Origin of the sequence: Providencia sp. PROV208 (genome assembly GCF_028479465.1) — a bacterium.
Taxonomy (GTDB): domain Bacteria; phylum Pseudomonadota; class Gammaproteobacteria; order Enterobacterales; family Enterobacteriaceae; genus Providencia; species Providencia alcalifaciens.
The window spans coordinates 58,715-74,198 of record NZ_JAMPNS010000022.1 but is presented as its reverse complement, the minus strand read 5'-3'; the positions used below and the strand labels follow the sequence as shown (position 1 = coordinate 74,198).

At 33.2% G+C, this 15,484-nt stretch carries 13 protein-coding genes; 1 reads left to right on the top strand and 12 read right to left on the bottom strand.

What is annotated here, in order from left to right:
- Positions 1–64: 64 nt before the first annotated feature.
- From PR766_RS16535 to cpxR, 12 genes are all read right to left on the bottom strand, one after another.
- Complete coding sequence (locus PR766_RS16535; RefSeq protein ID WP_154636065.1) at positions 65–463, bottom strand: WbuC family cupin fold metalloprotein; 399 nt, start codon at positions 461–463, stop codon at positions 65–67.
- The gene (locus PR766_RS16530) at positions 436–1,653 is read right to left on the bottom strand and encodes a glycosyltransferase family 4 protein (protein WP_154636064.1); all 1,218 of its coding nucleotides are present in this window, start codon (positions 1,651–1,653) and stop codon (positions 436–438) included. The genes PR766_RS16535 and PR766_RS16530 overlap by 28 nt, the downstream gene beginning before the upstream one ends.
- Positions 1,653–2,783: a non-hydrolyzing UDP-N-acetylglucosamine 2-epimerase gene (gene wecB / locus PR766_RS16525; RefSeq protein WP_112860313.1), complete on the bottom strand. Its 1,131-nt coding sequence runs from the start codon at positions 2,781–2,783 to the stop codon at positions 1,653–1,655. Before wecB ends, PR766_RS16530 begins: the two co-directional genes overlap by 1 nt.
- 23 nt (positions 2,784–2,806) lie before the next feature.
- On the bottom strand, positions 2,807–3,910 hold the full coding sequence (wbjC, locus tag PR766_RS16520; protein ID WP_112860312.1) for a UDP-2-acetamido-2,6-beta-L-arabino-hexul-4-ose reductase: 1,104 nt from the start codon (positions 3,908–3,910) through the stop codon (positions 2,807–2,809).
- The gene (locus PR766_RS16515) at positions 3,910–4,947 is read right to left on the bottom strand and encodes a polysaccharide biosynthesis protein (protein WP_112860311.1); all 1,038 of its coding nucleotides are present in this window, start codon (positions 4,945–4,947) and stop codon (positions 3,910–3,912) included. The genes wbjC and PR766_RS16515 overlap by 1 nt, the downstream gene beginning before the upstream one ends.
- Before the next feature lie 47 nt (positions 4,948–4,994).
- A complete protein-coding gene (locus PR766_RS16510) occupies positions 4,995–5,903 on the bottom strand; it encodes a glycosyltransferase family 2 protein (protein WP_154636063.1) in 909 nt (302 codons plus the stop codon).
- A 51-nt stretch (positions 5,904–5,954) separates the two neighbouring features.
- Complete coding sequence (locus PR766_RS16505; protein ID WP_154636062.1) at positions 5,955–6,968, bottom strand: glycosyltransferase; 1,014 nt, start codon at positions 6,966–6,968, stop codon at positions 5,955–5,957.
- 1,300 nt (positions 6,969–8,268) lie between these two features.
- Positions 8,269–9,390 carry a polysaccharide pyruvyl transferase family protein gene (locus PR766_RS16500; protein WP_154636061.1) on the bottom strand — a complete coding sequence of 374 codons (1,122 nt, stop codon included), beginning with the start codon at positions 9,388–9,390 and terminating at the stop codon, positions 8,269–8,271.
- Between the two features lies 1 nt (position 9,391).
- A complete protein-coding gene (locus tag PR766_RS16495; protein ID WP_154636060.1) occupies positions 9,392–10,348 on the bottom strand; it encodes a nitroreductase family protein in 957 nt (318 codons plus the stop codon).
- Positions 10,332–11,636 (bottom strand): oligosaccharide flippase family protein, encoded by a 1,305-nt coding sequence (locus PR766_RS16490; RefSeq protein ID WP_154636059.1) that lies wholly within the window; start codon positions 11,634–11,636, stop codon positions 10,332–10,334. Before PR766_RS16490 ends, PR766_RS16495 begins: the two co-directional genes overlap by 17 nt.
- Before the next feature lie 818 nt (positions 11,637–12,454).
- Positions 12,455–13,825: an envelope stress sensor histidine kinase CpxA gene (gene cpxA, locus PR766_RS16485; RefSeq protein WP_006660536.1), complete on the bottom strand. Its 1,371-nt coding sequence runs from the start codon at positions 13,823–13,825 to the stop codon at positions 12,455–12,457.
- A complete protein-coding gene (gene cpxR / locus PR766_RS16480; protein ID WP_006660535.1) occupies positions 13,822–14,520 on the bottom strand; it encodes an envelope stress response regulator transcription factor CpxR in 699 nt (232 codons plus the stop codon). The genes cpxA and cpxR overlap by 4 nt, the downstream gene beginning before the upstream one ends.
- Before the next feature lie 151 nt (positions 14,521–14,671).
- Between cpxR and PR766_RS16475 the strand changes: the two genes are divergently transcribed.
- Positions 14,672–15,232: a Spy/CpxP family protein refolding chaperone gene (locus PR766_RS16475; RefSeq protein ID WP_006660534.1), complete on the top strand. Its 561-nt coding sequence runs from the start codon at positions 14,672–14,674 to the stop codon at positions 15,230–15,232.
- Positions 15,233–15,484: the final 252 nt, after the last annotated feature.

Below are 15,484 nucleotides of genomic sequence, written 5' to 3'. Positions count from 1 at the left end.
TGTGGTAATCTATTGTAGTTGATGTGATTAAAAATAGGGCTAACTGTTTTTTAGAGAAAATGAACTAAATTAGTTTCTTTGCAAAATTAGGGTCAAATGGGCCTTCTTTTATTTCTAATAATAAAGCATTATCTGATAAACATTCTAGACTGTGAATTTCATTTGGTTGAATCTCAACTGCGTATATTGATGTTCCAGAGCCGATTACTTCGGTGCTTTTTATATTTTTATCTTCATCTAATATGGTAAGTCTTAAACTACCATCTAAAACAAAAAAAGATTCCCATTGATGTGGTAATTCATGGAAATGAGGCTCTACATAACTACCTTTTACAAAACCAATGAGTAGTCGCTGTACCTTATCTTGATGTGATTTATGCAATAAATAGTGTGATCTTTTTCTAGGACTATTTTTTGCTTCTAAATATAATTTCTCTACGATCTGGTTATCAATTCGTAACATGGTTGGTTACCTAATTTATTAACAATGGATCTTGCGATATGAGTTACATCAAATTCACTTTTAAGTAAAGTCATCGCATTATTACCAAGGTGCAATCTAAGTTCATGGTCTTTATATAGTTTAATCGCTGATTGTAATAAATCGTCATCGTTACCATTAACATGAACGTAGCCAGCCTTTGAGTTATTAATGAGAGGCATCAGGTCATTATCATAGTTAACACTACCAAGTATAGGCAGTGATTGAACCATATACCCCAGAAGTTTTCCGGGGAAATTATGTGAGGAGTGTTTTTTGTCTAAAGAAAAAAGACCAACATCTACCTCTGCAAGTAACTTTTTGAATTCATCTTGATTAATTGAGGGAAGGAGTGTTGTATTTGTTAGATCCCATTCAATTATTAAATGTTTAACTAAATTAACTTCATCACCTTGCCCAACAAATAAAAAATGAGCATTTTTATATTCTTTCATTCCTTTAGCTAGTCTTAACAAGTTAGTCATGTCTTGAGCATGACCAATATTGCCACCATAGAAATAAATTATCTTTTCATGTAACCCTAATTTTTTTTTGTAATAGTTCAGTGGTTGAGTTTTTTTTAGTGAAGCCCAGTTTCTTAATAAGTGTGTTTTATATTCAGGGTTATATGATTCAAAAACTTCTATATTTTTTTCAGACATTAATCCAATTGTATCGGCATTTTCGTATGAAATTTTTTCAAAGTATCGGAAATATTTTTCCAATAATGAATTTTTTTTAATGAGCCCAGAATCAATACACCATTGAGGAAATAAATCACGTAAAATTAAATAAGAAGGACATTCACAGATACTCTTTATTCTTTTTACGAGAGAACCAAAGAATATAGAGGGAGAATAATAAATAACACCATCAAAAGTATTTTCTTTCACTTTATTATTGATAGCTTTCCATGCTCGATAAGAAATCAATGTTTCGTTTAAGGCTCTTTTAGCTTTATTAATATTTTTAATTTTTCCACTTTTGAATCGCCAGATAGTGATATTATCAATACTGTCTTCTTTCAATAGTTTATCTTGAGAAAAACCTGGCGTGATGACGGTTACTTGATGCCCACTATTAAAAAGCTCACAAGCAAGCTCATGGAACATTTTTGCCCCAACACGAGTACTATGTGGTAAATAATCATCAATAATAAGAGCGAGGCGCATTAGTATTCTTTCCAAACAACTCGTTTTACATAATCGGTATATGAAATAATGATGCGTACTACTTTATCGGATACATTGGGCATACTATAATCTTCAACCAATCGAAGTGATCGCTCTTCGCCTCGAGCTTGTTTCTCTAAAATATTTAATGCCTGCATTACTCGTTCAACATTAATACCTACCATCATTACAGCTGCTTCTTCCATCCCTTCTGGTCTTTCATGTGCTTCTCGAAGATTTACAGCAGGAAAGTTCATAATTGATGATTCTTCATTAATTGTACCACTGTCAGACAAAACAGCTTTTGCACTCTTTTGTAGGTGATTATAATCATGAAAGCCTAATGGTTTTAATAGCTGTATATTAGGATGAAACTTTAATCCTTGTTGCTCAATCCGGTTACGAGTGCGAGGGTGAGTAGATACGATAATAGGTAAATCGTAATGAGCAGCAACCGTGTTTAAAGTCTCTGCAAGTTTAGATAACTGTTTTGGTGAATCAACATTTTCTTCACGATGAGCACTCACAACAAAAAATTGTTTCTGTTTGAGGTTTAATCTAGATAAGACATTCGATGCTTCTATTTGAGGCATATAATGGTGAAGAACTTCAAACATGGGGCTACCTGTTTTGATTACACGATCTGGGGGGAGTCCTTCAGCTAATAAATAATCTCTAGCTATTGTACTGTATGTAAGATTTATATCAGCAGTGTGGTCAACAATTTTCCGATTAGTTTCCTCTGGAACTCTTTGGTCAAAACAGCGATTTCCTGCTTCCATGTGAAATATAGGTATTTTTCGGCGTTTAGCTGGAATAACGGAAATACAGGAATTAGTATCACCTAAAACTAACATTGCATCAGGTTGTACTTTTTCTAGTACCTGATCAATTTTAATGATGATTTGACCAATGGTTTCTGCAGCATTTTTACCTGCAGCATTTAAAAAATAATCAGGTTTGCGAACATTAAGGTCATTAAAAAAGACTTCATTTAGTTCAAAATCATAATTTTGACCAGTATGCACCAAGATATGCTCACAGTATTCATCTAACTTTGCTAAAACGCGAGATAAACGAATAATTTCAGGTCGAGTACCTACTACTGACATAACTTTTAGTTTTTTCATTTTTCAATCTTATTTTACAGTTCTTATAATGGATAAGAGTATGTATCTGGTATATTACGATCAAATATTTCATTCGCCCAAAGCATCACGACCATCTCTTCATTGCTAATATTAGTGATGTCATGTGACCAACCAGGAATTGTTTCAACAATAGCTGGCGAAGAGCTATCAATTGTCATTTCATAATATTCACCAGTAGAAATATTTTTAAACTTAAATAATGCCCTACCTTTTAAAACTAGAAATTTTTCATTCTTAGTATGATGATAATGCCCACCACGAGTAACTCCTGGTAGAGCTGTAAAAAATGAAAATTGCCCAGATTGTTTAGTTTTGAGCATCTCGCTGAACGAGCCGCGTTGATCACTATATATAGGTACGGTGTAACTAAACTGTATAGGTCTCATATAACTGAGGTAGGTAGAATAGAGCGCTCTAGTCAAACCAATACCAACATTATCTATAATTAAACTATTTCGACTTTCTTTGAATTCCTGAATTTTTTCAGCAACATCTCCAACTGTTGTTGAGTACTCCGGTTGAACTTGTTTAAAACCAGGTTCATTTTCACTAGATAGCAAAGATATAAGACTACGGCATACATCATCAATATAAACTAGTGTAACAGGCGCGTTAGGATTATGAACTGTAATATCTAAGTCATTGAGTATATTATGACAAAATGTTGCTACAAATGAATTGTAGTTTGGTTTACACCATTTACCAAAGACATTGGGTAGCCGATAAATAAAATAAGGCGATTGTGTTTTCGCGCCATATTGTTGAACTGCAAGCTCAGCTAGGCGTTTACTTTTCCCGTAGGCATTATCTTTATCTGCTTGAGTAGATGAAGTAATGACTAATGGAGAATTTTTTCCAGACTGCTGCAGCTGCTCTATAATAAAATTAGTTAAACTTGCATTGCCTTCAAAAAATTCGTCTTCATGTTCAGGTCTATTTACGCCTGCGAGATGATAAATGAAATCAGAATTACATAAATGATGTTTAAATTCATTTAATGGCGTTTCTCGATTGATTTCGATAATATCTTGATAACCATTCTCTCGAAGCATAATACATAGATTTTTTCCAATAAATCCATTAGCTCCCGTTACAAGTATTTTCATTATACACCTTCAGGAACAACTAAGCTTCCAGCCTTGATATCAGCAATAAAATCAAGTTTGTGTAAAAGCTTTATCATGCCGTTAATGTCTAAGCGCTCAGTATTATGTGAATTATAATCTTCAATGGTAGAGAGGTCTCTTTCCCCTGTATCATGGTATTTGGAATAATTTAAATCGCGGTTATCTGATGGAATTCGATAATAGTTACCTTGATCTTGAGCTGCAAACATTTCTTCTTTACTGCATAAGGCTTCATAAAGCTTTTCACCATGGCGAGTCCCTATAATATTCACTTCATGGTTAGGCTTGTTTGTAATTTCAAGAAGAGCTTGGACCAAAGTATCAATTGTAGCCGCTGGTGCTTTTTGGACAAAAATATCACCATTTTCTCCGTGGCTGAATGCATGAAGAACTAAATCAACAGCATCATTAAGAGTCATCATAAAACGAGTCATGTTAGGGTCGGTGATAGTTATTGGTGTCCCATTAATGATCTGACGTAAAAACAATGGAATAACGGAGCCTCGAGATGCCATTACATTTCCATACCGTGTGGCAGAGATAATAGTTTCATTTGGGTCAACATTACGAGATTTAGCAATGATTACTTTTTCCATCATTGCTTTCGATATTCCCATTGCATTTATAGGATAGACTGCTTTATCTGTACTTAAGCAAACGACTCGCTTAATTTTATTTTGAATTGCTGCCTCTAAAACATTTTCTGTTCCTAGAATATTTGTTTTAACTGCTTCCATAGGGTGGAATTCACAGGAAGGAACTTGCTTCAAAGCTGCTGCATGGTATAAATAATCAACACCACGAGTAGCATTTAAAATACTTTGATAGTCACGAACATCACCAATATAAAATTTAATTTTACTGCTGTTATACTTTTTACGCATATCATCTTGTTTTTTTTCATCGCGTGAGAATATACGTATTTCCTTAATATTGGTATTCAAAAAACGATCTAAAACAGCATTTCCAAAAGAACCTGTTCCACCAGTTATCATTAAAGTTTTATTATTAAACATAGGATTTTCATCTCTAATAGTATTAATTTGGGTCACATTTTAGATAATTATTTTTTTTTATAAAAATAACTATCTATGAATGAAGCTAAAGATTTTTTATCATTAACTAAATATTTATTTTTTATTTCGTAAATTTTTGCATCAACTAAAAAACGGTACCAAAATCCTTGAAGAATACACCAAACTAATCCGGGTTTTCCATCTAGGAATCCTAATTTTATAAAGTATCGGTATATGAAATATATAAATGGGCGAATAAATAAGGGGAGTGTTATATATGTATTCTTTAATTTTCTTTTTACTTGAGCTTGAGTTCCTACCCAGGAGGGTTTTAGTGAGTTTGATTCGTCACTATCATATAATGAGATTAAGACATCAATAGCTTCTCTTGTTGCATAGCCATTATGTTTTTGAGTCCACCATGTTAAATCATTTAGATTATTATCAGAGAAATCATAATCAAATTCAATAGTGTTCCCTTTTATTAAATTCACATGCTCATCCATCCACCTATTTTCCATATAACCATGATTATGTCTCCATATACGTAGTAATTTTATAGGATAACATCCACCATGTTTAATCCATCTATTTTGAAAATAAACACGTCTTTTAAGATTAATTCCGCTTACATCCAAAGGTAAATGATTTAATTTTTCCTTTATTTCATTAGCTAATTCGATGGAAATATATTCATCTGCATCAAGCTTCATAACCCAATCAGTATTAATATTACAATTATCTAGACCCCATTGAAATTGTAATGCATGATTTCCTGGCCAATCATGTTTTAAGACAGTTGCACCCATACTTTCAGCAATTTTAACTGTGTTATCAGTTGAGTTTGAATCAATAATAAAAATATTTTTAGTAATTGGTATTATTGAATCTAAACAACGTTTTATATGAAGCTCTTCATTTAATGTAAGAATAATTATTGACAAGCTAGGTGGCATTTTTAATCACCATAAATTATAAAAGTTTGTATTAATATAATAAAGTAACTATTACTGATATCCTTTCCCTATGAGGAATTGACTAGGGAAATCATTTTTAGCTTTTAGTTTTGCTTTTGGAAAGTCATTAGGATTCTGTATGAATTCTATTATTTTATTTGCAGTGTAGTTCGCATCATTTAATTTTATCTCGATAAAATCTGATATTACATCTTTCACATAAATCAAATTTGGAGCAAAAACGTTCATATCTAATAGAGATGCTTCTATCAGGGGTAGTCCAAAGCTTTCAGTGGATGATGGAAATATTAAAGCTTTAGATGAATTATATACTGCATTTATTTTTTCTGATGAAATTAAACCAAGGTTTGTTATTTTTATATTTTTAGTTTTATTAATAGAGTCTATTCTTTCTAATATTTCATTGAAGCCACTATTAAATGGAACGGTAACGAAAATTGAAAGTTTAACATCATGTTTGGAAATTATTTCAAGACAGTCTAGAAGGAAGCTATATTTTTTATGATGACTTGGTAATCCAATAAAACACAGATCATACTTTATTTCAGTCGGATGTTTTTTTAACTCTTTATAAAATGGAGAAATATAAATTTCGCTATTATAAAATTTTGAAAACAAATGCTTCATATTTCTTGTTTGACAAACTAAAAATTGAGAGTTTTTTTTGAAAAAATTAATGTATTTTCTTAACAAGAAAAATTTCAACTTCATTTTTAGTGGAAGGTTTACTTGTTTGTCGATAGATGTTGTAAGGTAAATATTATGTATATATGTGGTGGAGTTTTTTACGTAATTTAATGGAGGGAGATTACCAAAGAATAAAGAACGGTCATATTTATTAGGGAAGAATAGGGAAAGGATTAAGTGTTTTTTATGTAAGTAATTTATTTTAGAACTTTTAAATTTAATTTGAGTAGTGTCAAAGCTTACATGAGTATAAACATCAATTCGTGTACAAAAGGGTTCAATTCTTTTTAATATCTCACAAAGTAATACTAATGCTCCGCCAGTATTAATATTAACTGCATGGATGCCAACTAACATTTTCTCTCCTTTTCAAGCATATTTAAATTTTTATTCCTAGGGAGTTACTAAGCTAAATTATATTTTACTATAAAAGCGAGAGTGTTTGACTAAAAATGTGATACTTCCTGAAATAATTAAGAGTTGAATTGTGTATTTTATTAATGGTGCAGTATCATTACGTAATGATAAAATTGTCATAATAAGAATCAATGGTACTATACATTCTATGAAGGACACTTTCATATAAAGTGAGTATTTCCAAACTATACGATATAAGAAGGAGTTTATTATTATCGAGTATAAAAATACAAATATTACAGAATAATACCCAAAGTTCATAAATAACTCTCCAATTAAAGAGAATCCTCCGCCATGAACACCGGCTGAATATCTAACAGCATCTATTTCTACATTATGATTAATTGATATATCAAAAATATCTCTGATAAAAGATGGTATAACTAGTGCGATAGAATTAGAATAAGAACTACCTAATAGGAATTCATGCATATCAGAGTATTTTAGTATAGCTTCTGATACAATTAAATTAAATAATGTTAAATATTCAAAGCTAAATAGATAGCTTATGATTTCTGTTATTGAGTAAGTGTTTATGAACCTAAATGCAACAATTAAGTTAGGAATGAAGGGTGTTATACATAGAAATAAGAATATTTTTAAGTTTATTTTTCTAGTGATTAAAAATGGAATTGCCACAATAAATATAAATTCAAATATAACTGACCTGGCTTGTAATACACATATGCTAAAAAAATAGAACAATGTCAGTATTTTTAAATGCGTACTCATTTTTATATGATTGAGTATGATAAATAAAAAAAGTATGTTAATTAAAACTCTTAATTCAAAAATGAAATTATATGATTCTTTTATTTTATTTATACTGGCATAGTTTCCCCATGAAGAGAGAAAAACAGAAAAATTAATTATTATAAAAACATATAGTAATGATATTAAGAGGCGTGAAAATGATGTTTCTTTTAAAGGAGAAACGGTGACTTTCGAAACTTTTTTAGTTTTATAAAAGGATTTTGCGGAAAAAACACCCAATAAGTATGATAGGAAAATCATCAAATTAAAAATATAAGTCTCTTTTATTATTTGGTCATTATATGGATATTTAATCAGTGAACCGAAAAATATATAATCTAAGTTTCCATTATACAGCCAATAAAAATAAGATAATATGTGTAATAAGAAAAAGGCGAATGGTAGCGTGTAAAATATTAACATTATTTACTCATGATTATTAATTATATTATTTTTTACTATTATGGAAGATAGTATTTTAATCGAATTAGCTAAGAGCATTATGTAAATAAGATTTGGAGTTTTGAATAATGAATCTAATTTTATCCTCTAAATCATTATAGTTTATAGATACAATGCCATTTTTTTCAATATCATAATGATTTTTTATTAGACGGTCAGAGAGGGATATAGATTCTAATAAGCTTTCTATTCTATTTGATAAATTTCCTGGATGGATTACATAAAAATCTTTTCTAAAAATTAATGAAAAGCAAACACCATGAAATGAATCTGTAATAATATACTTTGCATTTTTAAATAGGTGTAAGAATTCACTAATACTAGCATCTCTAATTTTATTCTGAGCTTTATAATATGGATAAATATCTTGATCTATGGATATTATTTCATATCCGATTTTTTTTGAAAAGTATTCGACAGCTAATCGTGATTCCTTTATTTTTGGAACGGAATAAAACAATACATAATTTTTGTCAACCATTTTTTCTATGCGGCTTGATTTTTCGGGAAAACGGCCTAGCCAATCATCTTTGTCTAGTAGTAGAGTAGGGTCTAAGACATGACTAACATTATTATGAATTAAATTTTCTATATCCTTACATGTTTCTTTTTCTCTAACAGATAAATATTCATACTTCTTTAATAAATTGGTAATTGTAGTTGTATTTTCTTTCTTTATTTTAAAGTTACCCATCGATGATGCATAGGAAATTCTTTTTATATTGTCATTACCAAAGTTTAAAAAATATATTGAATTTATATCTCCATTACTACTAACACAGGTTGGGTTCCAAATTTGATCGCTACCAGATACTAATACATCATAGTGATCATTTGCATAATCACTTATGTTATTATCATTTAGTCTTTTAGACAGATTGAATTTTTGCTCAATATCTAATTTGAATTTTTTTATTACTCGGAATCTAGGAATGATTCTTAGAATATCTTTAATAGAACTAAGGATAGATTTAGGCGATGTTAAATCTATTCTTATTAATGAAAAACTACTCTCTAGTTTTTTATTTTCGTAATCAATTATTTCGACATAACCATATTTTTTTAAAACTTCCTGTGTTGCAAATGCTTGTAAAAAAGCACCGTAATTATTTGCGCGGTGTATTGTAATTATTCCAATTCGTTTCATTTTATTTAACTACCGTTATTGATTCATTGATTGGACGTCTTGGAGATGCACAGACATTATTTATATTTTCTGGATATCCAAAAGATAACATCATTAATATAGAATGTTGATTTTTTATATTTAGTTCTTTTCTTAATAAAATATCTCTTTTGGGGTCTTCACTCCAATTTAAGCAACAGCTAGCAACACCCAGAGAATGTAGAGCATAAACTATAGACATCGAATGTAGACCTCCATCAATCCAGTGTTGATATCTTTCAGAAGAGGATATGAATGGAGTCTGATCAAATGTTAAAATTAGTAGACCTCGAACCTTATGCCCAAAACCACGATTACCCGATTGAAGCTCTAAGGCTTTTTTTAGTTTCTCTGGATTAGAAATAATATAGGTATGCCAACCTTGCATATTACAAGAGGATGGTGTTTTTTGAGCTAATGATAAAGCTCGAAGTATGACTTCTTGTGGAACTGGCTCTTCAGAATACTCTCTTAAGGAATATCTAGAGTTAAAAAAATCTTCAGGGCTATTGAGTTTTCCTCTAAAAAAGTCTTCTTTATTAATTATTTTTGTGCCTGATGTAATACTAGAAGGACTTAATGGAGGTATTTTTTGTTCAATTTCATTAAACCTTTTATCGTCCCTATTGACTTCAGATTGACAAAAATTGCGCAGTACTTCCGCTGCTATTTTGTCATGAAATCCTGGGTTGCTTTTATCAACATGATTTAGAATATCAAGTAATAATAAAGCATTACTATATGCAGCTCCTTTGCGTTTCTCCTTATAACTCATACTTTTTTCTAAGGTATGATAAACTTTTACAATATAGTAATTTCTAAATGATTTATCATGTAGGTTTTTTTTCCAACCATTGTTATTGACGTATCTGATCCAATCATACATAAAACCATATAAACTAAGTACGCATCTACCGATAGACTTAATTTTCGCTAACATTTTTAAACCCTTTTAAAAAACAAAACCAATTATTAAAAGTATCTTTTCCGTATAATTTGAAATATATAACCACAAGAAATAGTGTTGCTAATAATATTTCAGAGAGGATGGCTATAAATATAGCAGAATAGATGCTAAAAATAGGGATGAATATAATGTTCAAGACGGCATTAATAATTGCTATAATCAACATGCAGTAAAGTTTATATTTTATTAAGTTTCCTGTTGATAAAATAGCACCTAATCCAGAAATAAGAAATCTGATAGGAATACATATGGCAAGTAATGATAAGTAAGTTGCTGCTTGCTTATATTGCTCACCAAATAGAGAGTTAATAATCTGATCACTAAAATAAATTATTGGAACTGAAATCAATAATCCAATAGTTAGCATTATGCCATTACCAGTCTGATAAACGGTAAGCATTTTCTTTGGATCTATATTGGACCATCTATGAATTTTAGGTAGTAAAATTCTTTGATATATAATAGCTGGGAATAGGTAGGTTGCTATAATTATATTAAATGCAACACTATAAAAACCAGCCATTTCGGGGCTGCTTAAGTATGATAATAAAAAGATAACACATTGAAAATATATAGTATGGGCAACTGAAGCTAAACCAAATGGAATTGAAGTTTTAGATATTATTTTTATTCTTTCGATATTAATTCTCGAATAACAAATATCATTTTTTAAAATATTTCCTTTATATAATTTCAGGAATGACTTTATTGATATAAGGAATATAAGCATTGATGACAATGAATATAAATAATATATATCATTGTTATTTACAATTCCAAAATAGAGAAACGAGAGACAACATAGTCTCACTCCATTATTAAATATTTGCAACGCCCCAAGTTGGTGATATTTTTCTTCTATTTGAAGAACGGCGGACTGAATATTAAAGGATGTAAGTGCTAAAAGTGTTGGACTTAATATTATTAGGTTACTTAGATTCATATTAGGGAAGAATGAAAATGTAACTAATATTAATAAAATAAAGCTGATTAATGTTGTTAATATAGCATAGCAAATAATACTTAAGCCATATTTATTTCCATATTTAGAGCCTTTTCCAAAAATCTTTAATAAAGAATTATCAGCACCAAACCCTGCAATTGCACCAAAAACTAATAAGTATGCAAGAGTTGAGTTAAATTCACCTAAAGTTTTTGGCGTTAATAGCCTTGCTAAACCTGTTTGAAATAAAAAGGCTAAAAAAGCAGAGAATGCAGTGGTTATCCATAACGATGAAAGATATGTTAGAAATTTATGCATGAGAAATAATATATAGCCTGAATATAAGATACTATCTTAGTAATGGCATAGCTACCGCACTGGGTTATCGGGTCCCAGAGCGCCATTAGATTTTCAATTTTAGTACTTATTAATTGAAAATACTGCATTTTTTGCTGAAATGCTCAATTAATAAACACTGCTTATGATAGCTTTCCCGTATAGGTTGATTTGTGCCGTAAGCACGATCAATCAAAAGCCCTTAATAATAGCACTAAAGTATCGGGGTGACTATCGATGTGAGGCTCCTAGAAATCACTACTGTGCGTAGAATTTCTGCGTCATTATCTGGAGTTAACTCATCATTCTATAGCATATCATTCCATTTTAAGTGTAAAGTTTGAGATTGGTCGATATATTGATAAAAGCCTTAATGGTGGGTAGAGGTTGAGGCGATAGTTAAGGAAAAGCCTGTACACGGTTAAATAGTATAAAAAATAATGATAATGACACGTGTGACTTGATGTATGTTATTAATATTTCAGAAGAACACGCTCGTATGGTGTAGATAAAGATAAATGCTCGAACAATGATGAAGTTGTTGAAATATAATATTTATAAGAATTGTCTGAGCATTTTTGTTACTTATTAGTTTATGCAGCAAACCCGAATATGCAAATATCATCAAACGATTGAGGAATTAATATAATCATTTTGTTTGTTCTGGAAGATTAATTATCTACAGCTTTGTACGATGAAAGGAATATTTGTCGGAATATGATAGGAATATATGGCGGATATATAAAAAAGGTCTTTGGCACATCAGCACCAAAGACCTCAATCTCAATAAGGAGAGAAAATTAACGACCGTGCTCTGGCAGCCAAATCTGTAGGCGTAACCCGCCCAATGGGCTGTCGTCCGCTTTCACCCAGCCTTTATGCTGGGAGATTGCCGTTTCAACAATCGCTAAGCCAAGCCCTGTGCCGCCAGTTTCTCTATCTCGCGCTTCATCTGTACGATAGAACGGACGGAAGATGTGCTCACGGTCAGCTGGGCTGACGCCAGGACCATCATCATCGACAGTAATCAGAATACCGTTATTTTCTTCTTTGAAATCAACCGCAATATGGGTGTTTGAATAACGAAGTGCGTTACGCACGATGTTTTCAAACGCACTGCCAATGGCGGATGGATTACAATATAACGGCCATGGACCTGGGTGTGACGTGACATCCAGTGTTTTGTTCATCTGCTCCGCTTCGAAGCTTGCATCATCCAGAATATCTCCCCATAACTCATCAGCTTTGATGTGTTCGCGGAGAATTTCATTTTTGTGCTGACTGCGAGATAAAACGAGTAGGTCGTTGATCATACTGTCTAAACGGTGAGTTTCCGTTTCGATGCGCTCCAGCTCTTTACTCTCACCATGGCGGCGACGTAATAATGCAGTCGCCAGCTGTAGCCGAGTGAGCGGAGTACGCAGCTCGTGCGAAATATCAGAAATAAGTCGCTGCTGGGCAGTGACCATGCCATCTAACGCACTGATCATTTGGTTGAAACTGTTGCCCGTAGATAAAAATTCCTGCGGACCAGATTCTAGCTCGGGATGCGGACGTAAATTACCTTTTGCCACATCATCTGCCGCCATTTTTAATTTACGGGCAGGGCGAGCCAAGCTCCATGATAACCATAATAACAGTGGTGCACTGATTAACATGGTGGCAATCAAGAGTAAAAATGGTCGGTCAAACAAGAGGTTAATAAAGTCTGATTGTGGACTACTCGCCGGTCGAACTAAATACAGTTGGTAGTGATCTTCACCGTCTCGAATCGAAAATGGGCCCAAAATTTCTGCGCGCCCATACTTTTTCTTCTTCGGGTGGTCCGCATTATCGGATTGACCAATAAAATTACGGATCACTTGCATTTCACTCGGCATTGCACCAATTACCCGACCTTCGCTAGTCACAATGATCAAGCGTTGACCTGGGGGCGCCCATTTTTTGATGGCGTTAGAGATTCGTCGCCACCAAAGTAGGTCGTTCATGGGTGCTTGGGCGAGTTCAGCTTCGATATGCTGTTCAAGCATATCCCCTTGGCGTTGCTCACTTTCCATCAGGACAGTGAGCTGCCGAGAGTCGAGCTTGGGCACCATCAGCACGAGCATTAAGACGAGTGCGAGGGTAAACCAGAAAATCGCAAATATTCGAGCGGTTAAGCTGTTGATCATGTGGCAGAAACCATCAAGTAGCCGCGACCACGCAAGGTTTTAAACCAAGGTTGACCGTCGGTGCGTTCTGGGAGTTTGCGGCGCAAATTGGAAATATGCATATCAATAGCACGGTCAAATGGTGTGAGGCGTTTGCCCAACACTTCTTGGCTTAAATGTTCTCTCGAAACCACTTGTCCTAAATGCTGCGCTAATAGATAAAGCAACGTAAATTCAGTGCCTGTTAAATCAAGGATTTCGTTATCGAAGCTAGCTTCTTGACGACCTGGATTCAGCTGCAATTTGTCCACTTGTAACGTTGGGGTGTTGCTATTATCCCCTTGAGTTTGCTCGCTCCAATTTGAGCGGCGTAGTAACGCACGAATACGCGCCACTAACTCTCTATCGTTAAATGGTTTAGGTAAATAGTCATCCGCACCGAGCTCTAAGCCCAATACTTTATCTAATTCACTACCGCGCGCCGTTAACATAATGACAGGCGTTTGGTGAATTTGGCGTAACTCTTTTAAGGTCTCAATACCGTTTTTCTTCGGCATCATGACATCGAGTAATAATAGGTCAATGGATGAGTCGATTTGCTGTAATGCCTGTTCACCATCATAGGCGATGACAACATTGAAACCTTCCATTTCCAGCAGTTCTTTTAAGAGCGACGTGAGTTCACGGTCGTCATCAACTAATAGGATTTTATGCATTAATTAAGTCCTCCAACTGCCAAAATACGATAACAATCTTCACGATTCCATGACTTTACGTTCTTTTACATGCTCTGACGCTAGTTTGCAGCCGACCGCGTATATTTATCTCCATTGAATCACGAGCATCGTTCGGAGACAAGGTATCTAAATGCAAAGAATAGTACACAGAACAAAACACAGTTCAGTACATAAAACAGCCGCATACGTTTTAGCTTCTGCATTTGTTTTCGGTCCAGTCGCCGCGTTTGGTGAAGCATCAGAAAGTAGTAGTAATGATGAACCCTCATTAGTGCTACAAATGCAGCCTGACCAGCCACTACAAACAACACATATCGCTATTCAATTTCAGCTTCCTGAATCATTAAATAGCGACGAACGTGCCAGTGAATTTATGTTTAATGGTATCACGTTGAGTGAAAAACAGCGTCAACAGCTTCGCGACTTAATGGCAACACAACGCCATCGCCATGTTGAAAATGTTGACTCAATACAAGAACGTGAGTCATTACACAAACTTATTATAGCGGATCGCTTTGACGATAAAGCTGTCCGAGCGCAACTTGAGAAACAATTGCAAAAAGAACTGGATGAACGCGTTGAGATGGCTCGCATCCATCATGAACTTTACCAGTTACTGACGCCAGAACAGAAGGCGCAACTTGAGCAGATTAATCAGCATAAGTTCGTTGAGTATCAAGTGAAGCAGTAGAGATCCTAGTAGTGATTGTAGTTGAGTTTTTAAAGCCTGTAGTTGAGTTTTGAGTTGATCGTTGATTTTTGAAGTAAGTAGTGAAGTAGCAATAACTGAAGTTTTTCCTTGCCATAGACACCATCCCTGTCTTTATAGCCCCTTTTAGGGGCTTTTTTTTTATCAGCCTCATTTTAGGTTGTCTATACATTCACTTTCCGCGTACTATCTGTGCACTTGCAAATTACATTTTCGTTCATCAACAGAGGTCAT

Excerpts from the sequence above, each read along its gene's own strand:
- PR766_RS16505 (WP_154636062.1), bottom strand. The coding sequence starts at position 6,968 with ATGTTAGTTGGCATCCATGCAGTTAATATTAATACTGGCGGAGCATTA.
- PR766_RS16475 (WP_006660534.1), top strand. The coding sequence starts at position 14,672 with ATGCAAAGAATAGTACACAGAACAAAACACAGTTCAGTACATAAAACA.
- PR766_RS16535 (WP_154636065.1), bottom strand. The coding sequence starts at position 463 with ATGTTACGAATTGATAACCAGATCGTAGAGAAATTATATTTAGAAGCA.
- PR766_RS16490 (WP_154636059.1), bottom strand. The coding sequence starts at position 11,636 with ATGCATAAATTTCTAACATATCTTTCATCGTTATGGATAACCACTGCA.
- PR766_RS16495 (WP_154636060.1), bottom strand. The coding sequence starts at position 10,348 with ATGTTAGCGAAAATTAAGTCTATCGGTAGATGCGTACTTAGTTTATAT.
- wecB (WP_112860313.1), bottom strand. The coding sequence starts at position 2,783 with ATGAAAAAACTAAAAGTTATGTCAGTAGTAGGTACTCGACCTGAAATT.
- PR766_RS16500 (WP_154636061.1), bottom strand. The coding sequence starts at position 9,390 with ATGAAACGAATTGGAATAATTACAATACACCGCGCAAATAATTACGGT.
- PR766_RS16530 (WP_154636064.1), bottom strand. The coding sequence starts at position 1,653 with ATGCGCCTCGCTCTTATTATTGATGATTATTTACCACATAGTACTCGT.
- PR766_RS16515 (WP_112860311.1), bottom strand. The coding sequence starts at position 4,947 with ATGTTTAATAATAAAACTTTAATGATAACTGGTGGAACAGGTTCTTTT.
- PR766_RS16510 (WP_154636063.1), bottom strand. The coding sequence starts at position 5,903 with ATGCCACCTAGCTTGTCAATAATTATTCTTACATTAAATGAAGAGCTT.
- cpxR (WP_006660535.1), bottom strand. The coding sequence starts at position 14,520 with ATGCATAAAATCCTATTAGTTGATGACGACCGTGAACTCACGTCGCTC.
- wbjC (WP_112860312.1), bottom strand. The coding sequence starts at position 3,910 with ATGAAAATACTTGTAACGGGAGCTAATGGATTTATTGGAAAAAATCTA.
- cpxA (WP_006660536.1), bottom strand. The coding sequence starts at position 13,825 with ATGATCAACAGCTTAACCGCTCGAATATTTGCGATTTTCTGGTTTACC.